General features: G+C 68.3%; 19 protein-coding genes and 2 tRNA genes. 18 read left to right on the top strand and 3 right to left on the bottom strand.

Features of this window, described 5'->3' with window-relative positions:
• Nucleotides 1-122: 122 nt before the first annotated feature.
• From ndk to OOT46_RS21060, 17 genes are all read left to right on the top strand, one after another.
• A complete protein-coding gene (ndk, locus tag OOT46_RS21140) occupies nt 123-548 on the top strand; it encodes a nucleoside-diphosphate kinase (protein ID WP_265405613.1) in 426 nt (141 codons plus the stop codon).
• Between the two features lie 59 nt (nt 549-607).
• Nucleotides 608-1,744, top strand: coding sequence for a 23S rRNA (adenine(2503)-C(2))-methyltransferase RlmN (gene rlmN, locus OOT46_RS21135; RefSeq protein ID WP_265405612.1), 1,137 nt, complete (start codon nt 608-610; stop codon nt 1,742-1,744).
• The gene (pilW, locus tag OOT46_RS21130) at nt 1,741-2,562 is read left to right on the top strand and encodes a type IV pilus biogenesis/stability protein PilW (RefSeq protein ID WP_265405611.1); all 822 of its coding nucleotides are present in this window, start codon (nt 1,741-1,743) and stop codon (nt 2,560-2,562) included. The genes rlmN and pilW overlap by 4 nt, the downstream gene beginning before the upstream one ends.
• Nucleotides 2,555-3,466 carry a helix-turn-helix domain-containing protein gene (locus OOT46_RS21125; RefSeq protein ID WP_265405610.1) on the top strand — a complete coding sequence of 304 codons (912 nt, stop codon included), beginning with the start codon at nt 2,555-2,557 and terminating at the stop codon, nt 3,464-3,466. The genes pilW and OOT46_RS21125 overlap by 8 nt, the downstream gene beginning before the upstream one ends.
• A 48-nt stretch (nt 3,467-3,514) precedes the next feature.
• Complete coding sequence (ispG, locus tag OOT46_RS21120; protein WP_265405609.1) at nt 3,515-4,783, top strand: flavodoxin-dependent (E)-4-hydroxy-3-methylbut-2-enyl-diphosphate synthase; 1,269 nt, start codon at nt 3,515-3,517, stop codon at nt 4,781-4,783.
• Between the two features lie 73 nt (nt 4,784-4,856).
• Complete coding sequence (hisS, locus tag OOT46_RS21115; RefSeq protein ID WP_265405608.1) at nt 4,857-6,155, top strand: histidine--tRNA ligase; 1,299 nt, start codon at nt 4,857-4,859, stop codon at nt 6,153-6,155.
• A gap of 61 nt (nt 6,156-6,216) precedes the next feature.
• The gene (locus tag OOT46_RS21110; RefSeq protein ID WP_265405607.1) at nt 6,217-6,894 is read left to right on the top strand and encodes a YfgM family protein; all 678 of its coding nucleotides are present in this window, start codon (nt 6,217-6,219) and stop codon (nt 6,892-6,894) included.
• Nucleotides 6,894-8,042, top strand: coding sequence for an outer membrane protein assembly factor BamB (bamB, locus tag OOT46_RS21105; RefSeq protein WP_265405606.1), 1,149 nt, complete (start codon nt 6,894-6,896; stop codon nt 8,040-8,042). The genes OOT46_RS21110 and bamB overlap by 1 nt, the downstream gene beginning before the upstream one ends.
• Before the next feature lie 43 nt (nt 8,043-8,085).
• Nucleotides 8,086-9,429, top strand: a complete 1,344-nt coding sequence (der, locus tag OOT46_RS21100; RefSeq protein ID WP_265405605.1) for a ribosome biogenesis GTPase Der — start codon at nt 8,086-8,088, stop codon at nt 9,427-9,429.
• 69 nt (nt 9,430-9,498) lie between these two features.
• Nucleotides 9,499-9,741 (top strand): RNA chaperone Hfq, encoded by a 243-nt coding sequence (gene hfq, locus OOT46_RS21095; protein WP_047194726.1) that lies wholly within the window; start codon nt 9,499-9,501, stop codon nt 9,739-9,741.
• 5 nt (nt 9,742-9,746) lie between these two features.
• Nucleotides 9,747-11,048 (top strand): GTPase HflX, encoded by a 1,302-nt coding sequence (gene hflX / locus OOT46_RS21090; protein WP_416136235.1) that lies wholly within the window; start codon nt 9,747-9,749, stop codon nt 11,046-11,048.
• The gene (gene hflK / locus OOT46_RS21085; protein ID WP_265405603.1) at nt 11,045-12,439 is read left to right on the top strand and encodes an FtsH protease activity modulator HflK; all 1,395 of its coding nucleotides are present in this window, start codon (nt 11,045-11,047) and stop codon (nt 12,437-12,439) included. The genes hflX and hflK overlap by 4 nt, the downstream gene beginning before the upstream one ends.
• A 41-nt stretch (nt 12,440-12,480) precedes the next feature.
• The gene (gene hflC, locus OOT46_RS21080) at nt 12,481-13,374 is read left to right on the top strand and encodes a protease modulator HflC (RefSeq protein WP_265405602.1); all 894 of its coding nucleotides are present in this window, start codon (nt 12,481-12,483) and stop codon (nt 13,372-13,374) included.
• Nucleotides 13,375-13,384: 10 nt separating this feature from the next.
• Nucleotides 13,385-13,570: a DUF2065 domain-containing protein gene (locus OOT46_RS21075; protein WP_265405601.1), complete on the top strand. Its 186-nt coding sequence runs from the start codon at nt 13,385-13,387 to the stop codon at nt 13,568-13,570.
• A gap of 92 nt (nt 13,571-13,662) precedes the next feature.
• A complete protein-coding gene (locus OOT46_RS21070; protein ID WP_265405600.1) occupies nt 13,663-14,826 on the top strand; it encodes an ATP phosphoribosyltransferase regulatory subunit in 1,164 nt (387 codons plus the stop codon).
• A gap of 55 nt (nt 14,827-14,881) precedes the next feature.
• A complete protein-coding gene (locus OOT46_RS21065; protein ID WP_265405599.1) occupies nt 14,882-16,213 on the top strand; it encodes an adenylosuccinate synthase in 1,332 nt (443 codons plus the stop codon).
• Nucleotides 16,214-16,275: 62 nt separating this feature from the next.
• Nucleotides 16,276-16,797, top strand: coding sequence for a phosphoribosyltransferase (locus tag OOT46_RS21060; RefSeq protein ID WP_265405598.1), 522 nt, complete (start codon nt 16,276-16,278; stop codon nt 16,795-16,797).
• Between the two features lie 177 nt (nt 16,798-16,974).
• Here OOT46_RS21060 and OOT46_RS21055 read toward each other — a convergent pair.
• Both OOT46_RS21055 and OOT46_RS21050 read right to left on the bottom strand, forming a co-directional pair.
• Nucleotides 16,975-17,059, bottom strand: a tRNA-Leu gene (locus OOT46_RS21055).
• A gap of 374 nt (nt 17,060-17,433) precedes the next feature.
• A tRNA-Leu gene (locus OOT46_RS21050) sits at nt 17,434-17,518 on the bottom strand.
• 124 nt (nt 17,519-17,642) lie between these two features.
• On the opposite strand from OOT46_RS21050, the gene rnr reads away from it, so the two are divergent.
• Nucleotides 17,643-19,823 (top strand): ribonuclease R, encoded by a 2,181-nt coding sequence (gene rnr, locus OOT46_RS21045; protein WP_265405597.1) that lies wholly within the window; start codon nt 17,643-17,645, stop codon nt 19,821-19,823.
• Nucleotides 19,824-19,905: 82 nt separating this feature from the next.
• Here the strand turns inward: rnr and OOT46_RS21040 are convergent, their stop codons facing one another.
• On the bottom strand, nt 19,906-21,459 hold the full coding sequence (locus OOT46_RS21040) for an NAD(P)H-hydrate dehydratase (protein ID WP_265405596.1): 1,554 nt from the start codon (nt 21,457-21,459) through the stop codon (nt 19,906-19,908).
• Between the last annotated feature and the right edge of the window lies 1 nt (nt 21,460).

The following is a 21,460-nucleotide window of genomic DNA, read 5'->3' as shown; positions in this document are numbered from 1 at the left end:
CGGCACAGGGCCCGAAGTAGTCCATATCCGTGGGCGGAAAAAGCCCGTGGCACCGGGGGAAACCCAGGGCTCGGGCGCTACAATACAAAGCTTTGCCAAGTACTTGACTCAGGAGAATATTCATGGCGATCGAGCGCACCCTGTCCATCATCAAGCCCGATGCAGTGGCGAAGAACGTCATCGGCCAGATCTACTCGCGTTTTGAAGGCGCGGGTCTGAAGATCATCGCGGCCCGGATGGCCCACCTCTCGCGCGCCGAAGCCGAGCAGTTCTACGCCGTGCACAAGGCACGCCCCTTCTTCAACGACCTGGTCAACTTCATGATCTCGGGCCCGGTGATGATCCAGGTCCTCGAAGGTGAAGGCGCCATCGCCAAGAACCGCGACCTGATGGGCGCCACCGACCCGAAGAAGGCAGAGAAGGGCACCATCCGCGCGGACTTCGCCGACAGCATCGACGCCAACGCGGTGCACGGCTCCGACGCGCCCGAGACCGCTGCCGTGGAAGTGGCCTTCTTTTTCCCCGGCATGAACGTCTACAGCCGCTGAGGCGGCGCACGCTGTAAAACGCAGCGCCTCGCCTGGAGGCCTGCGAACGAGGAGAGCACATGGCGGCCAACCTGCTTGATCACGATCTCGACGGACTGGCCGCCTTTTGCGAGCAGCTGGGAGAAAAGCGTTTCCGCGCCACCCAGCTGTTCCGCTGGATCCACCAGAAAGGCGCTTCGGACTTCGACCAGATGTCCGACCTCGCCAAGTCGCTGCGCGAGAAACTCGCCCGCACGGCCGAAGTCCGGCCCCTGCCTGTGCTCACCGAGCAGGCCTCCACCGACGGCACCATCAAGTGGCTGTTCGACGTCGGCGCCGGCAACGCCGTCGAGGCGGTGTTTATCCCCGAAGACGACCGTGGCACGCTCTGCGTGTCCTCGCAGGCCGGCTGTGCGGTGGGCTGCCGCTTCTGCTCCACCGGCCACCAGGGTTTCAGTCGCAACCTGTCCACCGGCGAGATCCTGGCCCAGCTCTGGTATGCCGAACACCACCTGCGCACGCGCCTGAAGCTCGCCCCTGGCGAGCGCGCCATCACCAACGTGGTGATGATGGGCATGGGCGAGCCGCTGCAGAACTACGCGGCCCTGGTGCCGGCGCTGCGGGTGATGCTGGACGACCATGGCTACGGCCTGTCGCGTCGCCGCGTGACGGTCTCGACCTCGGGCGTCGTGCCCTTCATGGAGCGCCTGCGCGAGGACTGCCCGGTCGCGCTGGCGGTCTCGCTGCACGCGCCCACCGATCCGCTGCGCGACGAGCTGGTGCCGCTCAACCGCAAGTACCCGATCGCCGAGCTGCTCGACAGCTGCAAGCGCTACCTGGAAGCCGCCCCGCGCGACTTCATCACCTTCGAGTACTGCATGCTCGACGGCGTCAACGACAGCGAGGACCAGGCCCGCGAGCTGGTCGCGCTGCTGCGCGGGCGGGTGTCCTGCAAGCTCAACCTGATTCCCTTCAACCCCTTCCCGGCCTCCGGCCTCAAGTGCTCACCGCGGGCCCGGGTGCAGGCTTTCGCCAAGGTGCTGATGGACGCTGGTATCGTCACCACCGTCCGCAAGACGCGCGGCGACGACATCGACGCCGCTTGCGGCCAGCTGGCCGGCGAGGTGCAGGATCGCACCAATGTCCAGCAGCGCTTGACTCGCCAGCCGATACGCATACACGCCACGACCGGCGGCAGCCGGCAGGAGACGAGATGAGCATGTTGGCGCAAGGCGGGGTGGTGCGCGCAGGGCGCGTTGCACTGCTGGTGATGATGGCGGTATCGGGCTTGGCCGCCTGCGGCAACCTGCCCCCGCCGGGCAGCTCGCGCGAGATCGTCACCACCTTCGACGAGACCGAGAACCAGAAGCGCGCGCGCATCCGCCTCGAACTCGCTTCGGCCTATTTCGGCCAGGGGCAGACCACCACCGCGCTCGACGAGCTGAAGCAGGCCCTGCAGGCCGACCCCAACATGCCCCAGGCCTACAACCTGCGTGGACTGGTCTATGCCAGCCTCAACGAAGACCAGCTGGCCGAGGAGAGCTTTCGCCGGGCGCTGCAGCTCAACGGCCGCGACGGCGACGTGATGCAGAACTACGGCTGGTTCCTGTGCCAGCGGGGCCGCTACAACGACGCCTACGAGCAGTTCGACCGGGCGATCGCGCTGCCGCAGTACCGCGAGGCGGCCAAGACGCAGCTCGCCAAGGGTGTCTGCCAGGCTCGCGCCGGCAGCCTGCCTGCGGCCGAGCAGACGCTGACGCGGTCCTATGAACTCGATCCTGGCAACCCCGCCACTTCCGTGAACCTCGCCGACGTGCTCTACCGCCGCGGTGAATTTGAGCGCGCCCGCTTTTACATCCGGCGCGTCAACAACGTCCCCCAGCTGGCCAATGCCGAGACGCTCTGGCTGGCCGCTCGCATCGAGCACAAGCTGGGCAACACGATGGGAGCAATGGACTACGGCAATCAACTGAAACAGCGCTACCCACAATCCCGCCAGGCGGCGGCTTTCGAGGGGAGGCGCTTCGATGAGTGAGGCGGATCGCAAACAGTCCTCGACGGCCCAGCCGTCCTCGGGCGGCACGCAGACCGCAGGCGAAATGCTGAAGGCCGCCCGCGTGGCCAACGGCATCCACATCGCCGCGCTGGCCGCCTCGATCAAGGTCACGGTCCAGAAGCTCGAAGCCCTGGAGGCCGACCGGCACGAGGAGCTGCCGGACCCGACCTTTGCCCGTGCGCTCGCGCAGGCGGTCTGCCGCTTCCTCAAGATCGACCCGCTGCCGGTGCTGGCGCGGCTGCCTGAACTGGGCACGCCTTCGCGGCTGGAGCACGTGGCCATCGGTCTGAACCAGCCCTTTCGGGACGGCACCGGACGCCGCCGCGAAGGCTTCAGGCTGTCCTCGCTGCTGCGCCCGGCGCTGCTGTTGCCTCTGCTGCTGGTGATCGCGGCCATCGTGCTGTGGATGCTGCCGCCCGGCATGCTGCGCCTGCCCACGAACACCAGCACCAGCGAGACGGCGGGCTCCGAGGGCGCTCCGGGCACCGCGACCACCACGATCACGGTGCCGGTGATGCCGCCGGGCGAGGCCAGCGGCAGCGAGACCGTGCATGCGGCTCCGCTGGTGGTCGACCCCCCGGCCTCTGCGGCGCCGGCGGCGGAAGCGGCTTCGCAGGCTGCGACGCCCAGCCAGGCGGCGCTGTCCGGCGCCCCCGTCGTGGTGCGCGCGAAGGCCGACAGCTGGCTGAACGTGCGCGAGAGCGGCGGGCGCACCCTGGTATCGCGCCTGGTGCGCGCCGGCGAGGTCGTCGAAGTCGACGGCCGCTTCCCGCTGCGGCTGCAGATCGGCAATGCCGCCGGCACCGACGTGACGCTGCGCGGGCAGCCGCTGGACCTGGCGCCCTACGCACGTGACAACGTCGCCCGTTTCGAGATCAAATAGCCGACAGCCGCCGTTCAGCGCGGTGCCCACCGAATGGAAGATCTTCTGATGTCCACCCCCACCTACATCCCTCCGGCGCGGCCGGCGCCGCGCCGTTCGCGCCAGGCGCAGGTGCGCTGGGGCGAGCACGTGGTGACGGTGGGCGGCGACGCGCCGGTGCGGGTGCAGTCGATGACCAACACCGACACGGCCGATGTCATCGCCACCGCCATCCAGGTGAAGGAGCTGGCCCAGGCCGGCTCCGAGCTGGTGCGCATCACGGTCAACACGCCCGAGGCCGCCGAGGCCGTGCCGGCCATCCGTGAGCAGCTCGACCGCATGGGCATCGCGGTGCCGCTGATCGGCGATTTCCACTACAACGGCCACAAGCTGCTGAGCGAACACCCAGCCTGCGCCGAGGCGCTCTCCAAGTACCGCATCAACCCCGGCAACGTCGGCAAAGGTGACAAGCGCGACCGCCAGTTCGCCCAGATGATCGAGGTGGCGCTGCGCCATGACAAACCGGTGCGCATCGGTGTCAACTGGGGCAGCCTGGACCAGGAACTGCTCGCCTCGATGATGGACGAGAACTCGCGCCGCGCAACGCCCTGGGACGCCAAGCAGGTGATGTACCAGGCGCTGGTGACCTCGGCGATCGAGTCGGCCCGCCGCGCCGAGGCACTGGGCATGCGCGGCGAGCAGGTGCTGCTGTCCTGCAAGGTCAGCGGCGTGCAGGACCTGGTCTCGGTCTACCGCGCGCTGGCGGCGCGCTGCGACTACCCGCTGCACCTGGGCCTGACCGAGGCCGGCATGGGCACCAAGGGCACGGTGGCCTCGGCCACCGCGCTGTCCTTGCTGCTGCAGGAAGGCATCGGTGACACCATCCGGGTCTCGCTGACGCCCCAGCCCGGCGAGGCACGCACCCAGGAGGTGGTGGTCGCGATGGAGATCCTGCAGTCGCTCGGCCTGCGGGTGTTCGTGCCCAGCGTGACGGCCTGCCCGGGATGTGGCCGCACCACCAGCACCACCTTTCAGGAACTGGCCAAGCAGATCGACGACTACCTGCGCTCGCAGATGCCGGTGTGGAAACAGCGCTACCCCGGGGTCGAGGGCATGAAGGTCGCAGTGATGGGTTGTATCGTCAACGGCCCGGGCGAGAGCAAACATGCCGACATCGGCATCAGCCTGCCCGGCACCGGCGAGGCGCCCGCCGCGCCCGTGTTCATCGACGGCGAGAAGGCCCTGACGCTGCGCGGCGAGGGCATCGCCACCGAGTTCCAGCGCATCGTCGAGGACTACATCGAGCGCCGCTGGGGGACCGCGGCCGCCGTCGCCTGAGACCGCGCGGCGCCGAGGGGCGCCGCCATTGCCGGCCCGGCCCAGCCGGGCCCAGCCACCACATCACGACACCATGGCAGAACAGATCAAGGCCGAGCTCAAGGCCGTCAAGGGCATGAACGACATCCTGCCGCCGGACTCGGCGCGCTGGGAGTGGTTCGAGGACAAGGTGCGCGCCTTGATGCAGCGCTACGGCTATGCCAACCTGCGCACCCCCATCGTCGAGCCCACCGCGCTGTTCGTGCGCGGCCTGGGCGAGGTCACCGACATCGTCGAGAAGGAGATGTACTCCTTCGAGGACTCGATGAACGGGGACAAGTTGACCTTGCGCCCCGAGAACACCGCGGGCGTGGTGCGCGCGGTGGCCGAGCACTCGCTGCTCTACGACGGCGGCAAACGCATTTACTACATGGGCCCGATGTTCCGCCACGAACGGCCGCAGCGCGGCCGCTACCGGCAGTTCCACCAGGTCGGTGCCGAGGCGCTGGGTTTCGGCGGCCCGGACGTGGATGCCGAGCTGATCCTGATGTGCCGCTCGCTGTGGCGCGACATCGGCCTCACCGATGTGCGCCTGGAGCTCAACAGCCTGGGCCAGCCCGACGAACGCCGCGCCCACCGCGCTGCGCTGATCGCCTACTTCGAGCAGCACCGCGACCAGCTCGATGCTGAGGCGCAGCGCCGCCTGCACAGCAACCCGCTGCGCATCCTCGACACCAAAAACCCGGCGATGCAGGCCCTCGTCGAGGCAGCGCCCCGCCTGATGGACTTCCTCGGCGAGGCCTCGCTGGCGCATTTCAACGCGGTGCGCGCGGTGCTCGACGCGAACGGCCTGGAATACCGCATCAACCCGCGCCTGGTTCGCGGCATGGACTACTACAACCTGACCGTGTTCGAGTGGGTCACCGACCGGCTCGGCTCGCAGGGCACCGTCTGCGGCGGCGGCCGCTACGACTACCTGATCGAGCAGGTCGGCGGCAAGCCCGCCCCGGCGGTCGGCTGGGCACTGGGCATGGAGCGTGTGCTGGAACTGCTCAGGGAGCTCGGCGGCGAAGCGCCGGCCCGCCCGCCGCACGCCTACGCCGTGGTGCCCGACAGCGGCTCGCTGGGCACGGTGATGTCCACCCTCGAGACGCTGCGGGCGGCCGGTGTCTCGGTGCTCATGCATGCCGGCGGCAAGGACGGGCAGGGCAGCATGAAAAGCCAGTTCAAGAAGGCCGACGCCAGCGGCGCCCGCTACGCACTGGTGTTCGGCGCCGACGAGCTGGCGCAGGGCATGGTGGCGCTCAAGCCGCTGCGCGAGGCCAGCGCCTCGCAGCGCCTGCTGCCGATCGCCGAGGCCGCCGCGTGGGCGGCCGAGCTGCTCAACGCATAATCGCCCTTTTGCCCGCCGGCGCCCGCCGGCAGGCGCCCCCATTTCTTCCCGGAACGCCCGCATGGCCACCCATCTCGACCTCGAAGAACAAGAACAGCTTGAGCAAGTCAAGCACTTCTGGAAGCAGTACGGCAATCTCGTCACCTGGACCCTGATCCTGGTGCTCGGCAGCTTTGCCGCGTGGCAGGGCTGGAACTGGTGGCAGCGCGACCAGGCCATCAAGGCCTCGGCCCTGTACGACCAGCTCGACCTGGCCGCCCGCGCCGGCGACGCCGACAAGGTCCAGCGCGCTTTCGACGACATCAGGGAACGCCATCCCCGCACCGTGTATGCCCAGCAGGCCGGGCTGCTGGCTGCCAAGGTTCTGCAGCAGAAGAACAAGGCCGACGCGGCCGCTGTCGCGCTGAGGTGGGTGGCCGACAACGCCGACGACGAGTACCGGGCGATTGCCCGCCTGCGCCTGGCCGCATTGCTGCTGGAGCAGAAGAAATACGACGAGGCGATGAAGTCGCTGGACGGCGGCCTGCCCAAGGAGTTCGACGGCCTGGCCGCCGATCGCCGGGGCGACATCCTGTTTGCCCAGGGCAAGCCGGCCGAGGCCCAGGCCGAGTATGAAAAGGCCTACAAGGCCCTGGCGCCGACGCTGGACTACCGCCGCCTCGTGGAAGCCAAGCTGACCCGGCTGGGCGCTGCCCCGGCCCCCGAAACTGCCGCCTCCGCCGCCGCGGCCGCACAGTGATGAACAAGCTCCTGCCACCGCCCGTGCGCGCCGTGCGCCTGCTTTCCGCCGCTGTGTTGGCGGCCCTGCTGGCCGCCTGCTCCAGCGGGCCTCAGAAGCCCAAACCGACGCCGCTGGAGTCGCCGGCGCCGGCCAGCCTGCGGGTGCAGTCGCTGTGGAACCAGCGCATCGGCTCCTTGCAGCAGTTGCCGATGCGGCCGGCCATCCACGGCGACACACTCGTCGCGGCCACCGCCGACGGTACCGTCGTCGCGCTGCAGGCCGACAGCGGCAAGGAACTGTGGCGCGCCAGCGTCGGCAGCGAGCTGAGCGCAGGTGTCGGCAGCGACGGCCGCTTCACTGCCGTGGTGACGCGCGCCAACCAGCTGGTGGTGCTGCAGGGCGGGCAGGTGGCCTGGCGCCAGGCGCTCAAGTCGCGTGTCGTCACGCCGCCCCTGGTGGCCGGCGAACGGGTTTTCATTTATGCCGCCGACCGCTCGGTGCATGCCTACGACGCCGCCAGCGGCGCCAAGCTGTGGTCGCAACAGCGCCCCGGCGATCCGCTGATGCTGGCGCAGCCGGGCGTGTTGCTGCCGGTGCGTGACACGCTGGTGGTGGGACAGGGTCCGCGCCTGGCCGGACTGGACCCGCTGCGCGGTTCGGTGCGCTGGGAAGTGCCGCTGGCCGCGCCGCGTGGCACCAACGAGGTGGAGCGGCTGGCGGACCTGGTCGGCCCGCCCGCCCGCAACGGCGACGTGGTCTGCGCACGCGCCTTCCAGTCGGCGCTCGGCTGCGTCGATGCCCAGGGTGGCGTCCTGCAGTGGAGCAAGAACTCGGCTGGGGCCACCGGCCTGGCCGGTGACGGCGAGCGGGTTTATGGCGTGGATGCCACCGACCGCCTCAGCGCCTACCGGCAGTCCAACGGCGAGGTGCTGTGGACGTCCGAGCGCTTCCGCTTCCGCGGCCTGAGCGCGCCGCTGGCCCTGCCGGGCAGCGTGGTGGTGGGTGACGCCGAAGGCTATGTGCACCTGCTGTCGGCCACGGACGGCGTGCCGCGTGCACGGCTGCAGACCGACGGTTCGGCGGTGGTCGGCGCGCCGGTGCTGGTCGGCTCCACGATGGTGGTGCTGACCCGGGCCGGCGGCGTGTTCGCCTTCCGTGCCCAGTAAGCACCCTGAATCGAGAGAAGCGCCTGCTGTCGAGGTCCGTCGGATGAAACCTGTAATTGCCCTGGTCGGGCGGCCCAACGTCGGCAAGTCGACGCTCTTCAACCGCATGACGAAGACGCGCGACGCCATCGTCGCCGACTTTTCCGGCCTCACGCGCGACCGCCACTATGGCGACGGGCGTCTGGGCGACCGCGAGTTCATCGTGATCGACACCGGCGGCTTCGAGCCCGATTCCTCCACCGGCATCGTCAAGGAGATGGCCAAGCAGACCCGCCAGGCCGTCGCCGAAGCGGACGCGGTGGTCTTCGTGCTCGACGTCCGCAACGGACTCTCGGGGCAGGACCACGACATCGCGCGCTACCTGCGCTCGGTCGACAAGCGGGTGATCCTGGCGGTCAACAAGGCCGAAGGCATGGCCGACTCGCCGCTGCTGGCCGAGTTCCACGAGCTGGGCATGGGCGAGCCGCTGCCCATCTCTGCCGCGCACGGGCAGGGCATCCGCAGCCTGATCGAGATTGCGCTGGAGCCGTTTTTCTTCGAAGGCGAAGAGGACGAGACGCCGGCCGAGGACGCCGGGCTGACCGTGAAGCTCGCGGTGGCCGGCCGCCCCAACGTCGGCAAGTCGACCTTGATCAACACCTGGCTGGGCGAGGAGCGCCTGATCGCCTTCGACATGCCGGGCACCACCCGCGACGCGATCAGCGTGCCCTTCGAGCGGCACGGTCAGCGCTTCGAGCTGATCGATACCGCCGGCCTGCGCCGCAAGGGCAAGGTGTTCGAGGCGATCGAGAAGTTCTCGGTGGTCAAGACCCTGCAGGCGATCTCGGAGGCCAACGTCGTGGTCCAACTGCTGGACGCCACCCAGGGCGTGACCGAGCAGGATGCCCACATCGCCGGCTATATCCTCGACAGTGGCCGGGCCGTGGTGCTGGCGATCAACAAGTGGGATGCGGTCGACGAGTACCAGCGCAAGATGCTGGAGCGCTCGATCGAGCAGCGCCTGGCCTTCCTCAAATTTGCGCCGCTGCTGCATATTTCGGCGCTCAAGCGGCAGGGGCTGGGACCCTTGTGGAAGGCGATCACCGACGCCCATGCTTCGGCCTTCCGCAAGATGCCGACGCCGGTGCTCACCCGGCTGGTGCACGAGGCGGTCGAGCACCAGGCGCCCAAGCGTTCCGGCATGTTCCGGCCCAAGCTGCGCTATGCGCATCAGGGCGGGATGAACCCGCCGCTGATCGTGGTGCACGGCAATTCGCTGGAGCACGTGACCGACGTCTACAAGCGCTACCTGGAAGCGCGCTTCCGCGAGCATTTCAAGTTGGTGGGCACCCCCTTGCGGATCGAATTGAAATCGTCCCGCAACCCCTTCACAGATAAGGATTCGTAAGGATTTACCGGGAGGGGTGGGGCCCTGTGTTAACGTCCGGGTTCCAAAACTTTCAACACGGAGCATATCGTGAGCAATAAAGGGCAACTTCTACAAGACCCCTTTCTGAACCTGCTGCGCAAAGAACACGTGCCGGTCTCGATCTACCTCGTGAACGGCATCAAACTGCAGGGCCACATCGAGTCTTTTGATCAGTATGTGGTGCTCTTGCGCAATACCGTGACCCAGATGGTCTACAAGCACGCCATCTCCACGGTTGTTCCCGGTCGGGCAGTGAACTTCCACGCTGGCGAATCGGCAGAGTCCAACTGAAGTGCATGCGGGCCCGGCAACGGGCCCCATGTGAGCCTTCGGCAACGGCACCTACTTTGACACCCTCCCCAACGGCGACTCCGACTCCAACCCGCACGGTGCTCGTGGGCGTGGACCTCGGCTCCGGCTCGCCTTTCGATCCCACCCTCGACGAACTCGCCCTGCTGGCCGAATCCGCCGGCGAAGAGCCCGTCGCACGACTCACCTGCAAACGCAAGGCGCCTGACGCGGCGCTGTTCGTCGGCGAAGGCAAGGCCGACGAAATCAAGCTGCTGGTCACTGCCCACCAGGCGGCCTCGGTGCTGTTCGACCAGGCCCTGTCGCCGGCGCAGCAACGCAACCTGGAGCGCCATCTCGGCGTGCCGGTGGCCGACCGCACCATGCTGATCCTGGAGATCTTCGGGCGGCGCGCGCAGAGCCACGAAGGCAAGCTCCAAGTCGAGCTGGCCCGGCTGCAATACCTCTCGACCCGCCTGGTGCGCCGCTGGAGCCACCTGGAACGCCAGCGCGGCGGGGTGGGGCACCGCGGCGGCCCCGGCGAAGCGCAGATCGAGCTCGACCGCCGCATGATCGGCGACCGCATCAAGGCGCTGAAATTCCAGCTCGAGAAGGTCAAGCGCCAGCGCAACATGCAGCGCCGTTCGCGCGAGCGCAGCGGTACCTTCCGGGTCTCGCTGGTCGGCTACACCAACGCCGGCAAATCGACGCTCTTCAACGCGCTGGTGAAGGCCCGCACCTACGCGGCCAACCAGCTGTTCGCGACCCTCGACACCACCACCCGGCAGCTCTACCTGGCTGAAGCCCAGCGTTCGATCTCGCTCTCGGACACCGTGGGTTTCATCCGCGACCTGCCGCACACCCTGGTCGAAGCCTTCCAGGCCACCCTGCAGGAGGCCAACGACGCGGACCTGCTGCTGCACGTGGTGGACGCCGCCAGCCCGGTCTGGCGCGAGCAGATCGACGAGGTGCAGCGTGTGCTGCGCGAGATCGGCGCGGACGGCCTGCCCCAGTTGATCGTGTTCAACAAGCTCGACGCGCTCGAAGGGACGCAGCGGCCGCGAAGCCTCGTCGACGTCTACGAAGTCGAGCCGCACCGCAGCGTGCCGCGGGTGTTCGTCAGTGCGATCACCGGGGAGGGGTTGGACCAACTCCGACCTATCATTGCGCAGGCCGCCATGGGCACGCTGCCTGCGCCCGGTACGCCGGCGCAGGAGGGCAGCGGGTCCGGGCACACCACAGAACAGAGCGGGGGCGGTTCCGACGACGAGCCGCCCGCGCAGAATTCCGCTTCAATTGCACGAGCATGAACACAAGCACCTCATACGCCTCCCGCACCTCGGAGCCCCGCCGATCCGCCTCGCGCCCGCTGGCGGTCCTGACCGCGCTGGCGGCGGCCGTGGCGGCCACGGCCGGCTGGGGCGTGCGCCGGCTGTTCAACCTGAATGACCCGCGCTGGGGCCGCAGTCTGGACCCGCAGAGCAACGAGCCCACCCGCAATCAGGGTTCGGGCGGCGGCGGGCGCAACGACGGCCCGCCGGACCTCGATGAGATCTGGCGCGATTTCAACCGGCGCCTGAGCGGCATGTTCGGCGGCAAGGCGGGCGGCCCGGGGCCCAACGGCTCCGGCAACGGCGGCGGCTCCTTCCCGCCCGGCTTCCGCGGTGCGGGGCTGAGTGCGATGCTGGTCGGCGGTGTGGTGCTGCTGATCTGGCTCTTCAGCGGCTTTTTCATCGTCCAGGAAGGCCACCAGGCGGTGGTGATGTCCTTCGGCCGCTACAGCCACACCACCGAGGCCGGCTTCAAGTGGCGCATGCCCTATCCCTTCCAGTCGCACGAGATCGTGCCGGTAACGCAACTGCGCTCGGTGGAGGTCGGTAACACCTCGGTGATGCAGCAGACCGGCCTGCGCGACTCCTCGATGCTGACGCAGGACGAGAACATCGTCGACATCCGCTTCACCGTGCAATACCGCATCAAGGACGTAAAGCAATACGTGTTCGAGAACCGCCGCCCCGACGACGCGGTGGTGCAGGCTGCCGAATCGGCCGTGCGCGAGATCGTCGGCCGCAGCAACATGGACTCGGTGCTCTACGAGCAGCGCGACGCCATCGCGGCCGACCTCGTCAAGTCGGTGCAGGCCCAGCTCGACCGGCTCAACGCCGGCATCCAGGTCGCCAACGTCAACGTGCAGAGCGTGCAGCCGCCGGAGCAGGTGCAATCGGCTTTCGAGGATGCCTTCCGCGCCGGCGCCGATCGCGAACGGGCCAAGAACGAAGCGCAGGCTTATGCCAACGAGGTCATCCCCAAAGCTCAGGGCACGGCCTCGCGGCTGCGCCAGGAGGCCGAGGGCTACCGCTCCCGCGTGGTCTCCCAGGCGGAAGGCGATGCCGACCGCTTCAGAAGTGTGCTGACCGAGTACGCCAAGGCGCCGGCGGTCACGCGCGACCGGCTTTACCTGGACACGATGACACAGATTTACGCCAACGCCACCAAGGTGCTGATCGACACTCGCAGCAACGGCAATCTGCTCTACCTGCCGCTCGACAAGCTGCTGCAGCAGTCATCCCAGACAGCGCCGGCGAGTGCCCCGGCAGCTGCGCCGGCGCTGCCGGCGACCAGCGATCCGGTGCCGCTGCCCTCGCAGGCCGACACCCGTTCGCGGGACAACCAGCGCAGCCGTGAACGCGAAAGCCGCTGAGACAAACAACAAGAGGCGAAAAGAGGCGAAGAGGCGTTGATATGAACCGCATCGGATTGATTGTTTCGACCCTGCTGCTGCTCGTGGTGGTTGCCGGGTCCACCCTGTTTCTGGTCGACCAGCGGCAGTTTGCCGTGGTCTACGCGCTGGGCGAGATCAAGGAAGTCATCACGGAGCCGGGCCTGAAAGTGAAGATGCCGCCCCCGTTCCAGAACGTGGTGTTCCTGGACCGGCGCATCCAGACCCTGGACAGCCCCGAAACCCGGCCCATCTTCACGGCCGAGAAAAAGAGCCTGGTGATCGACTGGCTGGTCAAGTGGCGCATCGTGGACTCGCGCCAGTTCATCCGCAACAACGGTGTTGATGTGCGCAATGCCGAAACCCGGCTGGCGCCCATCGTGCAGGCCGCCTTCAACGAGGAGGTCACCAAACGCACCGTGCGCGAGATGCTGGCGACCGACCGCGAGAAGGTCATGCAGGCGGTGCGCTCGCGGCTGACCGACGATGCCAAGAGCTTCGGCATCGAGATCGTCGACGTGCGGACCAAGCGGGTCGATTTCTCCGCCAATGTCACCGATTCGGTCTACCGCCGCATGGAGTCCGAGCGCAAGCGTGTGGCGTCCGAACTGCGCTCCACCGGCGCCGCTGAAGGCGAGCAGATCAAGGCCGACGCCGACAAGCAGCGCGAGATCATCATCGCCGAGGCCTACCGCGACGCGCAGAAGGTCAAGGGCGAGGGCGATGCCAAGGCCGCCGCGATCTACAGCAGCGCCTTCGGCCAGGACCCCCAGTTCGCGCAGTTCTACCGCAGCCTTGACGCCTACCAGAAGAGCTTCCGCGGCCGCTCCGACGTGCTGGTGCTCGATCCGTCGAGCAACGAATTCTTCCGTACCATGCGCGGCGGCTTGCCTGCCGCGGGGGCGCCTCGAAAGTAACAACACGACGATGACGAACGCCTTGTGGGTGGCGCTGGCGCTGGTACTGGTCTTCGAAGGCCTGCTACCCTTGTTCAGCCCGGTCACGTGGCGTCGCGTTTTCGAACAGGCCTTGCAACTCAGCAACGGCCAGATCCGTTTTCTCGGGCTGGCGAGCCTGGTGGCAGGGCTGATCCTGCTTTGGCTCCTCAGCTGATCGGCAGCCCGGCGTGAAGCCGGGCAGTCCCGAACGCCCCCGGGGTGCTTACGCCCCGGTACAATCGCGTTTTTAATCCCCCGGTGGTTTTTATGTCGTCTGCTTGGCTGCTGCCCGAGCACATCGCCGATGTCTTGCCCTCGGAGGCCAGGCGTATCGAAGAACTGCGCCGCGCCTTGCTCGACGTGGCCCGCGGCTACGGCTACGAGCTGGTGATGCCGCCGCTGCTCGAATACCTGGAGTCGCTGCTGTCCGGCACAGGTCGCGAGCTCGACCTGCGCACCTTCAAGCTGGTCGACCAGCTCAGCGGCCGCACGATGGGCGTGCGTGCCGACGCGACCCCCCAGGTCGCGCGCATCGACGCCCACCTGCTCAACCGCAAGGGCGTGACCCGGCTGTGCTACTGCGGCCCGGTCCTGCACACCCAGCCTTCGGGCCTGCACGCGACACGCGAGCCGCTGCAGTTCGGCGCCGAAATCTACGGCCATGCGGGCCTCGAAGCCGACCTCGAAGCCCAGGAGCTGGCTCTGGAAGGCCTGCAGCGTCTGGGCATCGAGCAGCTATTCCTCGACCTGGCCGATACCCGCATCGTGCGTGCGCTGCTGGCCGGCGTGGCGGCCGAGCCCGCGTTGCTCGACGAGGTGTATGCCAGCCTGGCCGCCAAGGACACTGCTCGCCTGGCCGAGTTGACCGCCGGCTTTCCGGAAGCAAGCCGAGAGGGGCTGCTGGTCTTGACGCGCCTGTATGGCGGCCTGGAGGTGCTCGCCGAGGCCGAGCGGGTGCTGCCGGCGCTGCCGGGCATCGGCGCCGCGGTGTCCGATCTGCGCTGGCTGGTGGAGCGGGTCAGCCACACCCACCCCCAGGTGCGCATCGGCTTCGACCTCGCCGACTTGAGCGGCTACGCCTACTACAGCGGCACCCGCTTCGCAATCTACGCGGCGGGCAGCCCGGACGCGCTGGTGCGCGGCGGCCGCTACGACGAGGTGGGTGCGGTGTTCGGCCGCAACCGCCCGGCGGTGGGTTTCAGCACCGACCTCAAGGAGCTCGCGGGTCCGGCGCGTGTCGCCGGCATCCGTGCGGCCGTCCGCGCGCCCTGGGGCGAGGACAAGACCTTGCGCGACGCCATCCGCCAGCTCCGGGAGCAAGGCGAGATCGTCGTCTGCGTGCTGCCCGGACACGAGCACGAGGTGCAGGAGTTCGAGTGCGACCGGGAGCTGGTCGCGGTGGCAGGGCGGTGGGTCGTGCAGGCCCTCTGAACGACGGCGGGCAGCAGCCCTCCACACACACATTTTTTGATTCAGGATTTATTCCATGACGCAGCAAGACCGTGGGCGCAACGTCGTCGTGATCGGGACCCAGTGGGGTGACGAAGGCAAGGGCAAGGTGGTGGACTGGCTGACCGACCATGCCAGCGGCGTGGTGCGCTTCCAGGGCGGCCACAATGCCGGCCACACGCTGGTCATCAAGGGCAAGAAGACGGCTCTGCAGCTGATTCCCTCGGGCATCATGCGCGACGGCGTGGCCTGCTACATCGGCAACGGCGTGGTGGTCGACCCGGCCCACCTGCTGCTGGAGATCGAGCGCCTGGAGGCGGCCGGTCTGGAGGTGCGCTCGCGCCTGTTCATCAGCGAGTCCTGCCCGCTGATCCTGCCTTTCCACGTCGAAATCGATCGCGCCCGCGAGCTGCTGCGCGAGTCCAGCGGGGCCGGCAAGATCGGCACCACCGGCAAGGGTATCGGCCCGGCCTACGAGGACAAGGTAGCGCGCCGCGCGCTGCGGGTGCAGGACCTGAAACACCCGGAGCGCTTCGCCAAGAAACTGCACGAGCTGCTGGAACTGCACAACTTCGTGCTCAAGGGCTATCTGAAGGCCGAGGCGCTCGAGTTCCAGCCCATCTTCGACCACGCGATGCGGGTCGCCGAGCACCTCAAGCCCATGCTGGCCGACGTCGGCGTGCGCATCGCGGCGATCAACGCGCAAGGCGGCAACGTGTTGTTCGAGGGGGCCCAGGGGACACTGCTGGACATCGATCACGGCACCTATCCGTACGTGACCTCGAGCAACTGCGTCGCCGGCAATGCCGCGGCCGGTTCCGGCGTCGGCCCGGACAAGCTGCACTACATCCTCGGCATCACCAAGGCCTATACCACCCGGGTCGGCAGCGGTCCTTTCCCGACCGAACTGCCGATCGACCAGGAAGGCACCATCGGGCACCACCTCTCGACGGTGGGGCAGGAGCGCGGCACCGTGACCGGCCGGGCGCGCCGCTGCGGCTGGCTGGACGTCGCCGCGCTCAAGCGCTCCATCCTGATCAACGGCGTCTCGGGCCTGTGCATCACCAAGCTCGACGTGCTCGACGGCCTGCAGGAGATCCAGGCCTGCGTCGGCTACGAGCTGAACGGCGAGCGCATCGACATCCTGCCCCTGGATGCCGACGACATCGTCGCCTGCCGGCCTGTTTACGAGAGCTTCCCGGGCTGGAGCGAAAGCACCGCCGGCGTGACACGCTGGGAGGAATTGCCGGCCAAGGCGCGCAGCTATCTCGAGAGGGTTCAGGAACTCGTCGGCGCGCCGATAGACATGGTGTCGACCGGCCCGGACCGCGAGCACACCATCCTGCTGCGGCACCCCTACAAGGCCTGATGAGGGTGCCCGGGCCGCAATTCTGAACCATCACGGCTTCCCGCCGAGCTTTAGGAAACCGCATGCTGACCGACGACGGCAAACACCTCTACGTCTCCTGGGACGAGTACCACATGCACATCGAGCGCCTGGCGCTCAAGGTTTACAACTCGGGCTGGGAGTTCGACCAGATTCTCTGCCTGGCCCGTGGTGGCATGCGTCCGGGTGACGTGCTGTCGCGCGTGTTCGACAAGCCGCTGGCCATCATGTCGACCAGTTCCTATCGCGCCGAGGCCGGCACCATCCAGGGTCGGCTGGATATGGCCAAGTACATCACGATGCCCAAGGGCGAGCTGGCAGGGCGCGTGCTGCTGGTCGACGACTTGGCCGACTCCGGCGTCACGCTGAAGGCGGTGGTCGAGCGCCTGCGTGGCATGCCGGCGATTCGCGAGGTGCGCTCCGCGGTGATCTGGGTCAAGGGGGTGTCAAGCTACACGCCGGATTATTTCGACGAAAACCTGCCCACCAGCCCCTGGATTCACCAGCCCTTCGAAGAATACGACTCGCTACGGCCCGAAGGCCTGGCGAAAAAATACGAAGTCTGAACACGCTGCTCGGCGCGGTGCGCCGGGCCCGAGACCGGGACTCGCGAGGGCCAGGCCGCTGCGGCGCCTGGCCCTTTTGCCATCCACACGGCGACTGCGCGCCGTGGAGTGGGAAGGCCTCGGCGTGGTTCCGAAAACAGAAAAGCCCCGCATCGTGCGATGCGAGGCTTTTGTGTCTGGTGCCCAGGAGAGGACTCGAACCTCCACGGAGTTACCCGCTAGTACCTGAAACTAGTGCGTCTACCAATTCCGCCACCTGGGCGCTGGCTTCACATGCCATGGGCTGTGAACCGAACAGACAAATATTCTAGCAGGGTCTTTTATCTTTTTTGAAGTCCCCCGGCGGATTTTCTTCACGATCCGAGAGAGATGTTCGTGTTGCGGTATTCACGCCTCGAGATCCGCAGCCTTCGGCAAGGTCCTTGCAAAGAAGCGCCGGTCTGCGGCACCATGTTTGCCGGCAGGGGAGGGAGTGGTCCGCTCCAGCGCGACACCGCCCGCCTCATCACCACCGTCCCATGAGCCGTAAAACCGCATCACCGTACTCACCTCACGAAGCAGTGGCGCACGAAGCGACACACGACATGCCGCGGAAACAGAAAAGCCCCGCATCGTGCGATGCGAGGCTTTTGTGTCTGGTGCCCAGGAGAGGACTCGAACCTCCACGGAGTTACCCGCTAGTACCTGAAACTAGTGCGTCTACCAATTCCGCCACCTGGGCCTATCAGAAGCCTTTTGATCGGCTTCTGAGTTCGCAACTTGTTTGTTAAGCTGTGAACCGAACAGAAGGAGATTCTATCATTAAAAATTCCAACGTTGCAACTCCCCCCGCCGCTGCGGCGCTCATGAGTGAACTCGAGGGCACGGTGCAAGGCCACCGCGACGGCCATGGCTTCGTGCAGCGCGACGACCGCGAGGCCGATGTCTATCTCTCGCCGCAGGAGATGCGGGCGGTGCTGCACCGTGACCGGGTGCGCGTGCGCATCATCCGCTACGACCGCAAGGGCCGCCCCGAAGGCCGCGTGCTGGAGATCATCGAGCGCCGCAAGACCCCCATCATCGGTCGGCTGCTGCACGAGAGCGGCGCCTGGATCGTCGCTCCCGAGGACAAGCGCTACGGGCAGGACATCCTGATCCCCAAAAACGCCACCGCTGAAGCCCAGCCCGGGCAGGTGGTGGCGGTCGAGCTGACCGAGCCACCCTCGCTGTATTCGCAGCCGGTCGGCCGGGTCACCGAGGTGCTGGGCGAGATCGACGATCCCGGCATGGAGATCGAGATCGCCGTGCGCAAGTACGAGGTGCCGCACCAGTTCTCGCCGGAGACCCTCGCGCAGGCCGCCAAGCTGCCCGACAGCGTCCGCCCGGCCGACTACAAGCACCGCATCGACCTGCGCGACGTGCCGCTGGTGACCATCGACGGCGAGGATGCCCGCGACTTCGACGACGCGGTCTACTGCGAGCCGGCCAAGGTCGGACGCAGCAGGGGCTGGCGCCTGGTGGTCGCGATCGCCGACGTGAGCCACTACGTGAAGCCGGGCGAGCCGCTGGACATCGACGCCTACGAGCGCGCCACCTCGGTCTACTTTCCGCGCCGGGTGATCCCGATGCTGCCCGAGAAGCTGTCCAACGGCCTGTGTTCGCTCAACCCCGAGGAAGACCGGCTGGCGATGGTCTGCGACATGCTGATCACCGCCAACGGCGAACTGCACGCCTACCAGTTTTTCCCGGCGGTGATCAACTCGCATGCGCGCTTCACCTACACCGAGGTGGCGGCCATCCTCGGCAACACCCGCGGTCCCGAGGCGGCCCGCCGTCACGCCCTGGTGCCGCACCTGCTGCACCTGCACGAGGTCTACCGGGCCCTGCTGCGTGAGCGCGGTCAGCGCGGGGCGGTCGACTTCGAGACCACCGAGACCCAGATCGTCTGCGATGACAACGGCCGCATCGAGAAGATCGTGCCGCGCGTGCGCAACGAGGCGCACCGTCTCATCGAGGAGGCGATGCTGGCGGCCAACGTCTGCTCGGCCGACTTCATCGCCCGGGCCGAGCACCCTTCGCTGTACCGGGTGCACGAAGGCCCCACGCCCGAGAAGAAGGTGATTCTGCAGAACTACCTCAAGGCCCTCGGAATCGGCATGGGCATCAGCGACGATCCCAAGCCGGCCGAGTTCCAGACCATCGCGCAGGCCACCAAGGAGCGGCCCGACGCGCAGCAGATCCACTCGATGCTGCTGCGCTCGATGCAGCAGGCCATCTACACGCCGGCCAACAGCGGCCACTTCGGCCTGGCCTATGAGGCCTACACCCACTTCACGAGCCCGATCCGGCGTTATCCGGACCTGCTGGTGCATCGTGTGATCAAGGCCTTGCTGCTGGGCAAACGCTACCAGCTCGGCGCCGGTGCCGGCGAGGAGCCGCCCAAGCGCGGCGCGCGCAAGACCCCCGCGCACGAGGCGGCCCAGTGGGAGGCCGCGGGCGTGCATTGCAGCGCCTGCGAGCGCCGTGCCGACGAGGCCTCGCGCGACGTCGAGGCCTGGCTCAAGTGCCGCTTCATGCGCGAGCACCTGGGCGAGGAGTTCAGCGGCACGGTCAGCGCCGTCACCACCTTCGGGCTCTTCGTGCAGCTGGACGCCTTGTATGTCGAGGGCCTGGTGCACATCACCGAGCTGGGCGGCGAGTACTACAAGTTCGACGAGGTGCGCCAGGAGCTGCGCGGCGAGCGCACCGGCGTGCGTTATGCCGTGGGGGCACGCGTCCGAGTGCAGGTCAGCCGGGTCGACCTGGACGGTCGCAAGATCGACTTCCGCATGGTGCGCGAGAGTGCCGACGAGCGCCTGCTGTCGCGGGCGATGCGCGAGAAGGCCGGCGGCAAGCAGGCCGAGCTCAAGGGCGTGCAGGAGGCCGATCGCGAGGTCAAGGCGCGCAGCCGCGCCGCCAAGGGCACGGCCCGCCACGCCGCGCAGAAGACCCATCCGGTCAAGGCCGCGAAGAGCGCGGCCAAGAAGACGCGCACCCGGCGCAGCTGAGCGCCGCGAGGAGCCCCGGACCGGGCGGCTTGCCTGCCTGTTTTTCGCCGATGCAGGCCGCCAGGTGCGGCCTGCATCTTTTTCATGGGCCGGGCGACCTCGATCCGGCAGCGAGTTCGCGGATCAGCTGGCTGGCGGGCAGCGGGCCTGTCGTGCCGACCCGGGACAGCCATCGATCCGCCGCCGTGCCGTGCTCGAACACGGCCAACAAGGCGGCATCGCGCACCTCCAGTCCCTGCGACCACAGCCCGCCCAACCAGCCGGCCAGCACGTCCCCGGTGCCGGCGGTCGCGAGTGCGGCATTGCCGCTCGCGTTGACGGCGGTCGGCGCACCGGGTGCGGCCACGATGCTGCCCGAGCCCTTGAGCACCACCACGCAGCCGTGGCGCCGAGCCAGCTCCGCGGCGGCCTCCAGACGTTGCGCCTGGACCTCGGCAGCGCTGCATTGCAGCAGCCGCCCGGCTTCAAGGGGGTGGGGCGTCAGCACCGTCGGCAGGCCGCGCGCCGAGCGCGCCTGCAGAAGCCGCTGCAGCGAGGGGTCGGCCGCGAGCGCGTTGAGCGCGTCGGCATCGAGCACCAGCCGGCCGCCGCGGCTCAAAGCCTGGGGCAAGACCGCGCGCACCGCCTCGCCGCCGCCGCATCCGCAGACCAGGGTCAGTGCCTGCCAGTCCATGCGCCGGGCCGCCTCGACGCGGCGGAACATCAGCTCCGGCATCCCCGCGTCGAGGGGGGGCAACGCCTCGTCCAGCGGGCAGGCATAGACCCGTCCCGCCCCGGCGGCGAGCGCTGCACGTGCGGCCAGCAGCGCGGCTCCGCTCATGCCGGGCGCGCCGCCCAGCACCAGCACGTCGCCGAAGCTGCCCTTGTGTTGTGCGTGAGTGCGCCGCGGATGCAGGCCGGTGCTGCCGCTGCGCAGTTCAGCTGTCGCGCCGTCGCCGGGTGCCACGCCGAGGTCGTCGAACCAGACACGGCCGGCGAGGTCGCGCCCGTGGCCGGTGAACAGTCCCGGCTTGAGCGTCAGCAGCGCCAAGGTGTGGTCGGCGCGCACGCAGGCCTCGATGTCGCCGCCGAGCGCTTGCCCGCTGCCGGCGTCGAGCCCGGTCGGCAGGTCCACGGCCAGCACCGGTCCGCGCCACCGGCGCAACTGCGCCACCCCCTGCGCCAGCAGGCCGGCAGGGGCGCGCGAGCTGCCCAGCCCGAGCAGGGCGTCCACGGCCAGGGCGGCGCCGGTTTCAGCGTCGATCCCGGCCGGCCGCTCGACGCCTCCCGGCTCGATCCGCACCCCCGCCGCCTGGCAGCGCTCCAGCGCGGTCCGGGCATCGGCCGGCAGCCGCGCCGCCTCGCCGTACAGGCTGACCGCCACCGCCTTGCCGGCGATCTGCAGTTGCAAGGCGGCCTCCAGTCCGTCGCCGCCGTTGTTGCCCGGACCGGCAGCGACCCAGAGCCGTGGCGCATGCGGCGCGACCGCCATCGCCAGGCGGGCCACCGCGGCTCCGGCGCGCTGCATCAGCGTGTAGGGAGGCAGCGTCTCGGTGGCGGCGGCCTCCAGGGCCCGGCTGGCCGCGAGATCGTGCAGCGGCCAGCTCGCAGCTCTTGCCGAGCCGGCCGGCAGCACCGGGCGCAGGCGCTGCGACACC

Origin of the sequence: Aquabacterium sp. A7-Y (assembly GCF_026153205.1) — a bacterium.
Classification (GTDB): Bacteria; Pseudomonadota; Gammaproteobacteria; order Burkholderiales; family Burkholderiaceae_C; genus Caldimonas.
The sequence above is the reverse complement of the archived record's forward strand: the minus strand, read 5'-3'. Positions and strand labels throughout refer to the sequence as shown.

Coding starts and splice junctions, on each gene's coding strand:
- ndk (WP_265405613.1), top strand. CDS start 123: ATGGCGATCGAGCGCACCCTGTCCATCATCAAGCCCGATGCAGTGGCG.
- rlmN (WP_265405612.1), top strand. CDS start 608: ATGGCGGCCAACCTGCTTGATCACGATCTCGACGGACTGGCCGCCTTT.
- pilW (WP_265405611.1), top strand. CDS start 1,741: ATGAGCATGTTGGCGCAAGGCGGGGTGGTGCGCGCAGGGCGCGTTGCA.
- OOT46_RS21125 (WP_265405610.1), top strand. CDS start 2,555: ATGAGTGAGGCGGATCGCAAACAGTCCTCGACGGCCCAGCCGTCCTCG.
- ispG (WP_265405609.1), top strand. CDS start 3,515: ATGTCCACCCCCACCTACATCCCTCCGGCGCGGCCGGCGCCGCGCCGT.
- hisS (WP_265405608.1), top strand. CDS start 4,857: ATGGCAGAACAGATCAAGGCCGAGCTCAAGGCCGTCAAGGGCATGAAC.
- OOT46_RS21110 (WP_265405607.1), top strand. CDS start 6,217: ATGGCCACCCATCTCGACCTCGAAGAACAAGAACAGCTTGAGCAAGTC.
- bamB (WP_265405606.1), top strand. CDS start 6,894: ATGAACAAGCTCCTGCCACCGCCCGTGCGCGCCGTGCGCCTGCTTTCC.
- der (WP_265405605.1), top strand. CDS start 8,086: ATGAAACCTGTAATTGCCCTGGTCGGGCGGCCCAACGTCGGCAAGTCG.
- hflX (WP_416136235.1), top strand. CDS start 9,747: ATGCGGGCCCGGCAACGGGCCCCATGTGAGCCTTCGGCAACGGCACCT.
- hflK (WP_265405603.1), top strand. CDS start 11,045: ATGAACACAAGCACCTCATACGCCTCCCGCACCTCGGAGCCCCGCCGA.
- hflC (WP_265405602.1), top strand. CDS start 12,481: ATGAACCGCATCGGATTGATTGTTTCGACCCTGCTGCTGCTCGTGGTG.
- OOT46_RS21075 (WP_265405601.1), top strand. CDS start 13,385: ATGACGAACGCCTTGTGGGTGGCGCTGGCGCTGGTACTGGTCTTCGAA.
- OOT46_RS21070 (WP_265405600.1), top strand. CDS start 13,663: ATGTCGTCTGCTTGGCTGCTGCCCGAGCACATCGCCGATGTCTTGCCC.
- OOT46_RS21065 (WP_265405599.1), top strand. CDS start 14,882: ATGACGCAGCAAGACCGTGGGCGCAACGTCGTCGTGATCGGGACCCAG.
- OOT46_RS21060 (WP_265405598.1), top strand. CDS start 16,276: ATGCTGACCGACGACGGCAAACACCTCTACGTCTCCTGGGACGAGTAC.
- rnr (WP_265405597.1), top strand. CDS start 17,643: ATGAGTGAACTCGAGGGCACGGTGCAAGGCCACCGCGACGGCCATGGC.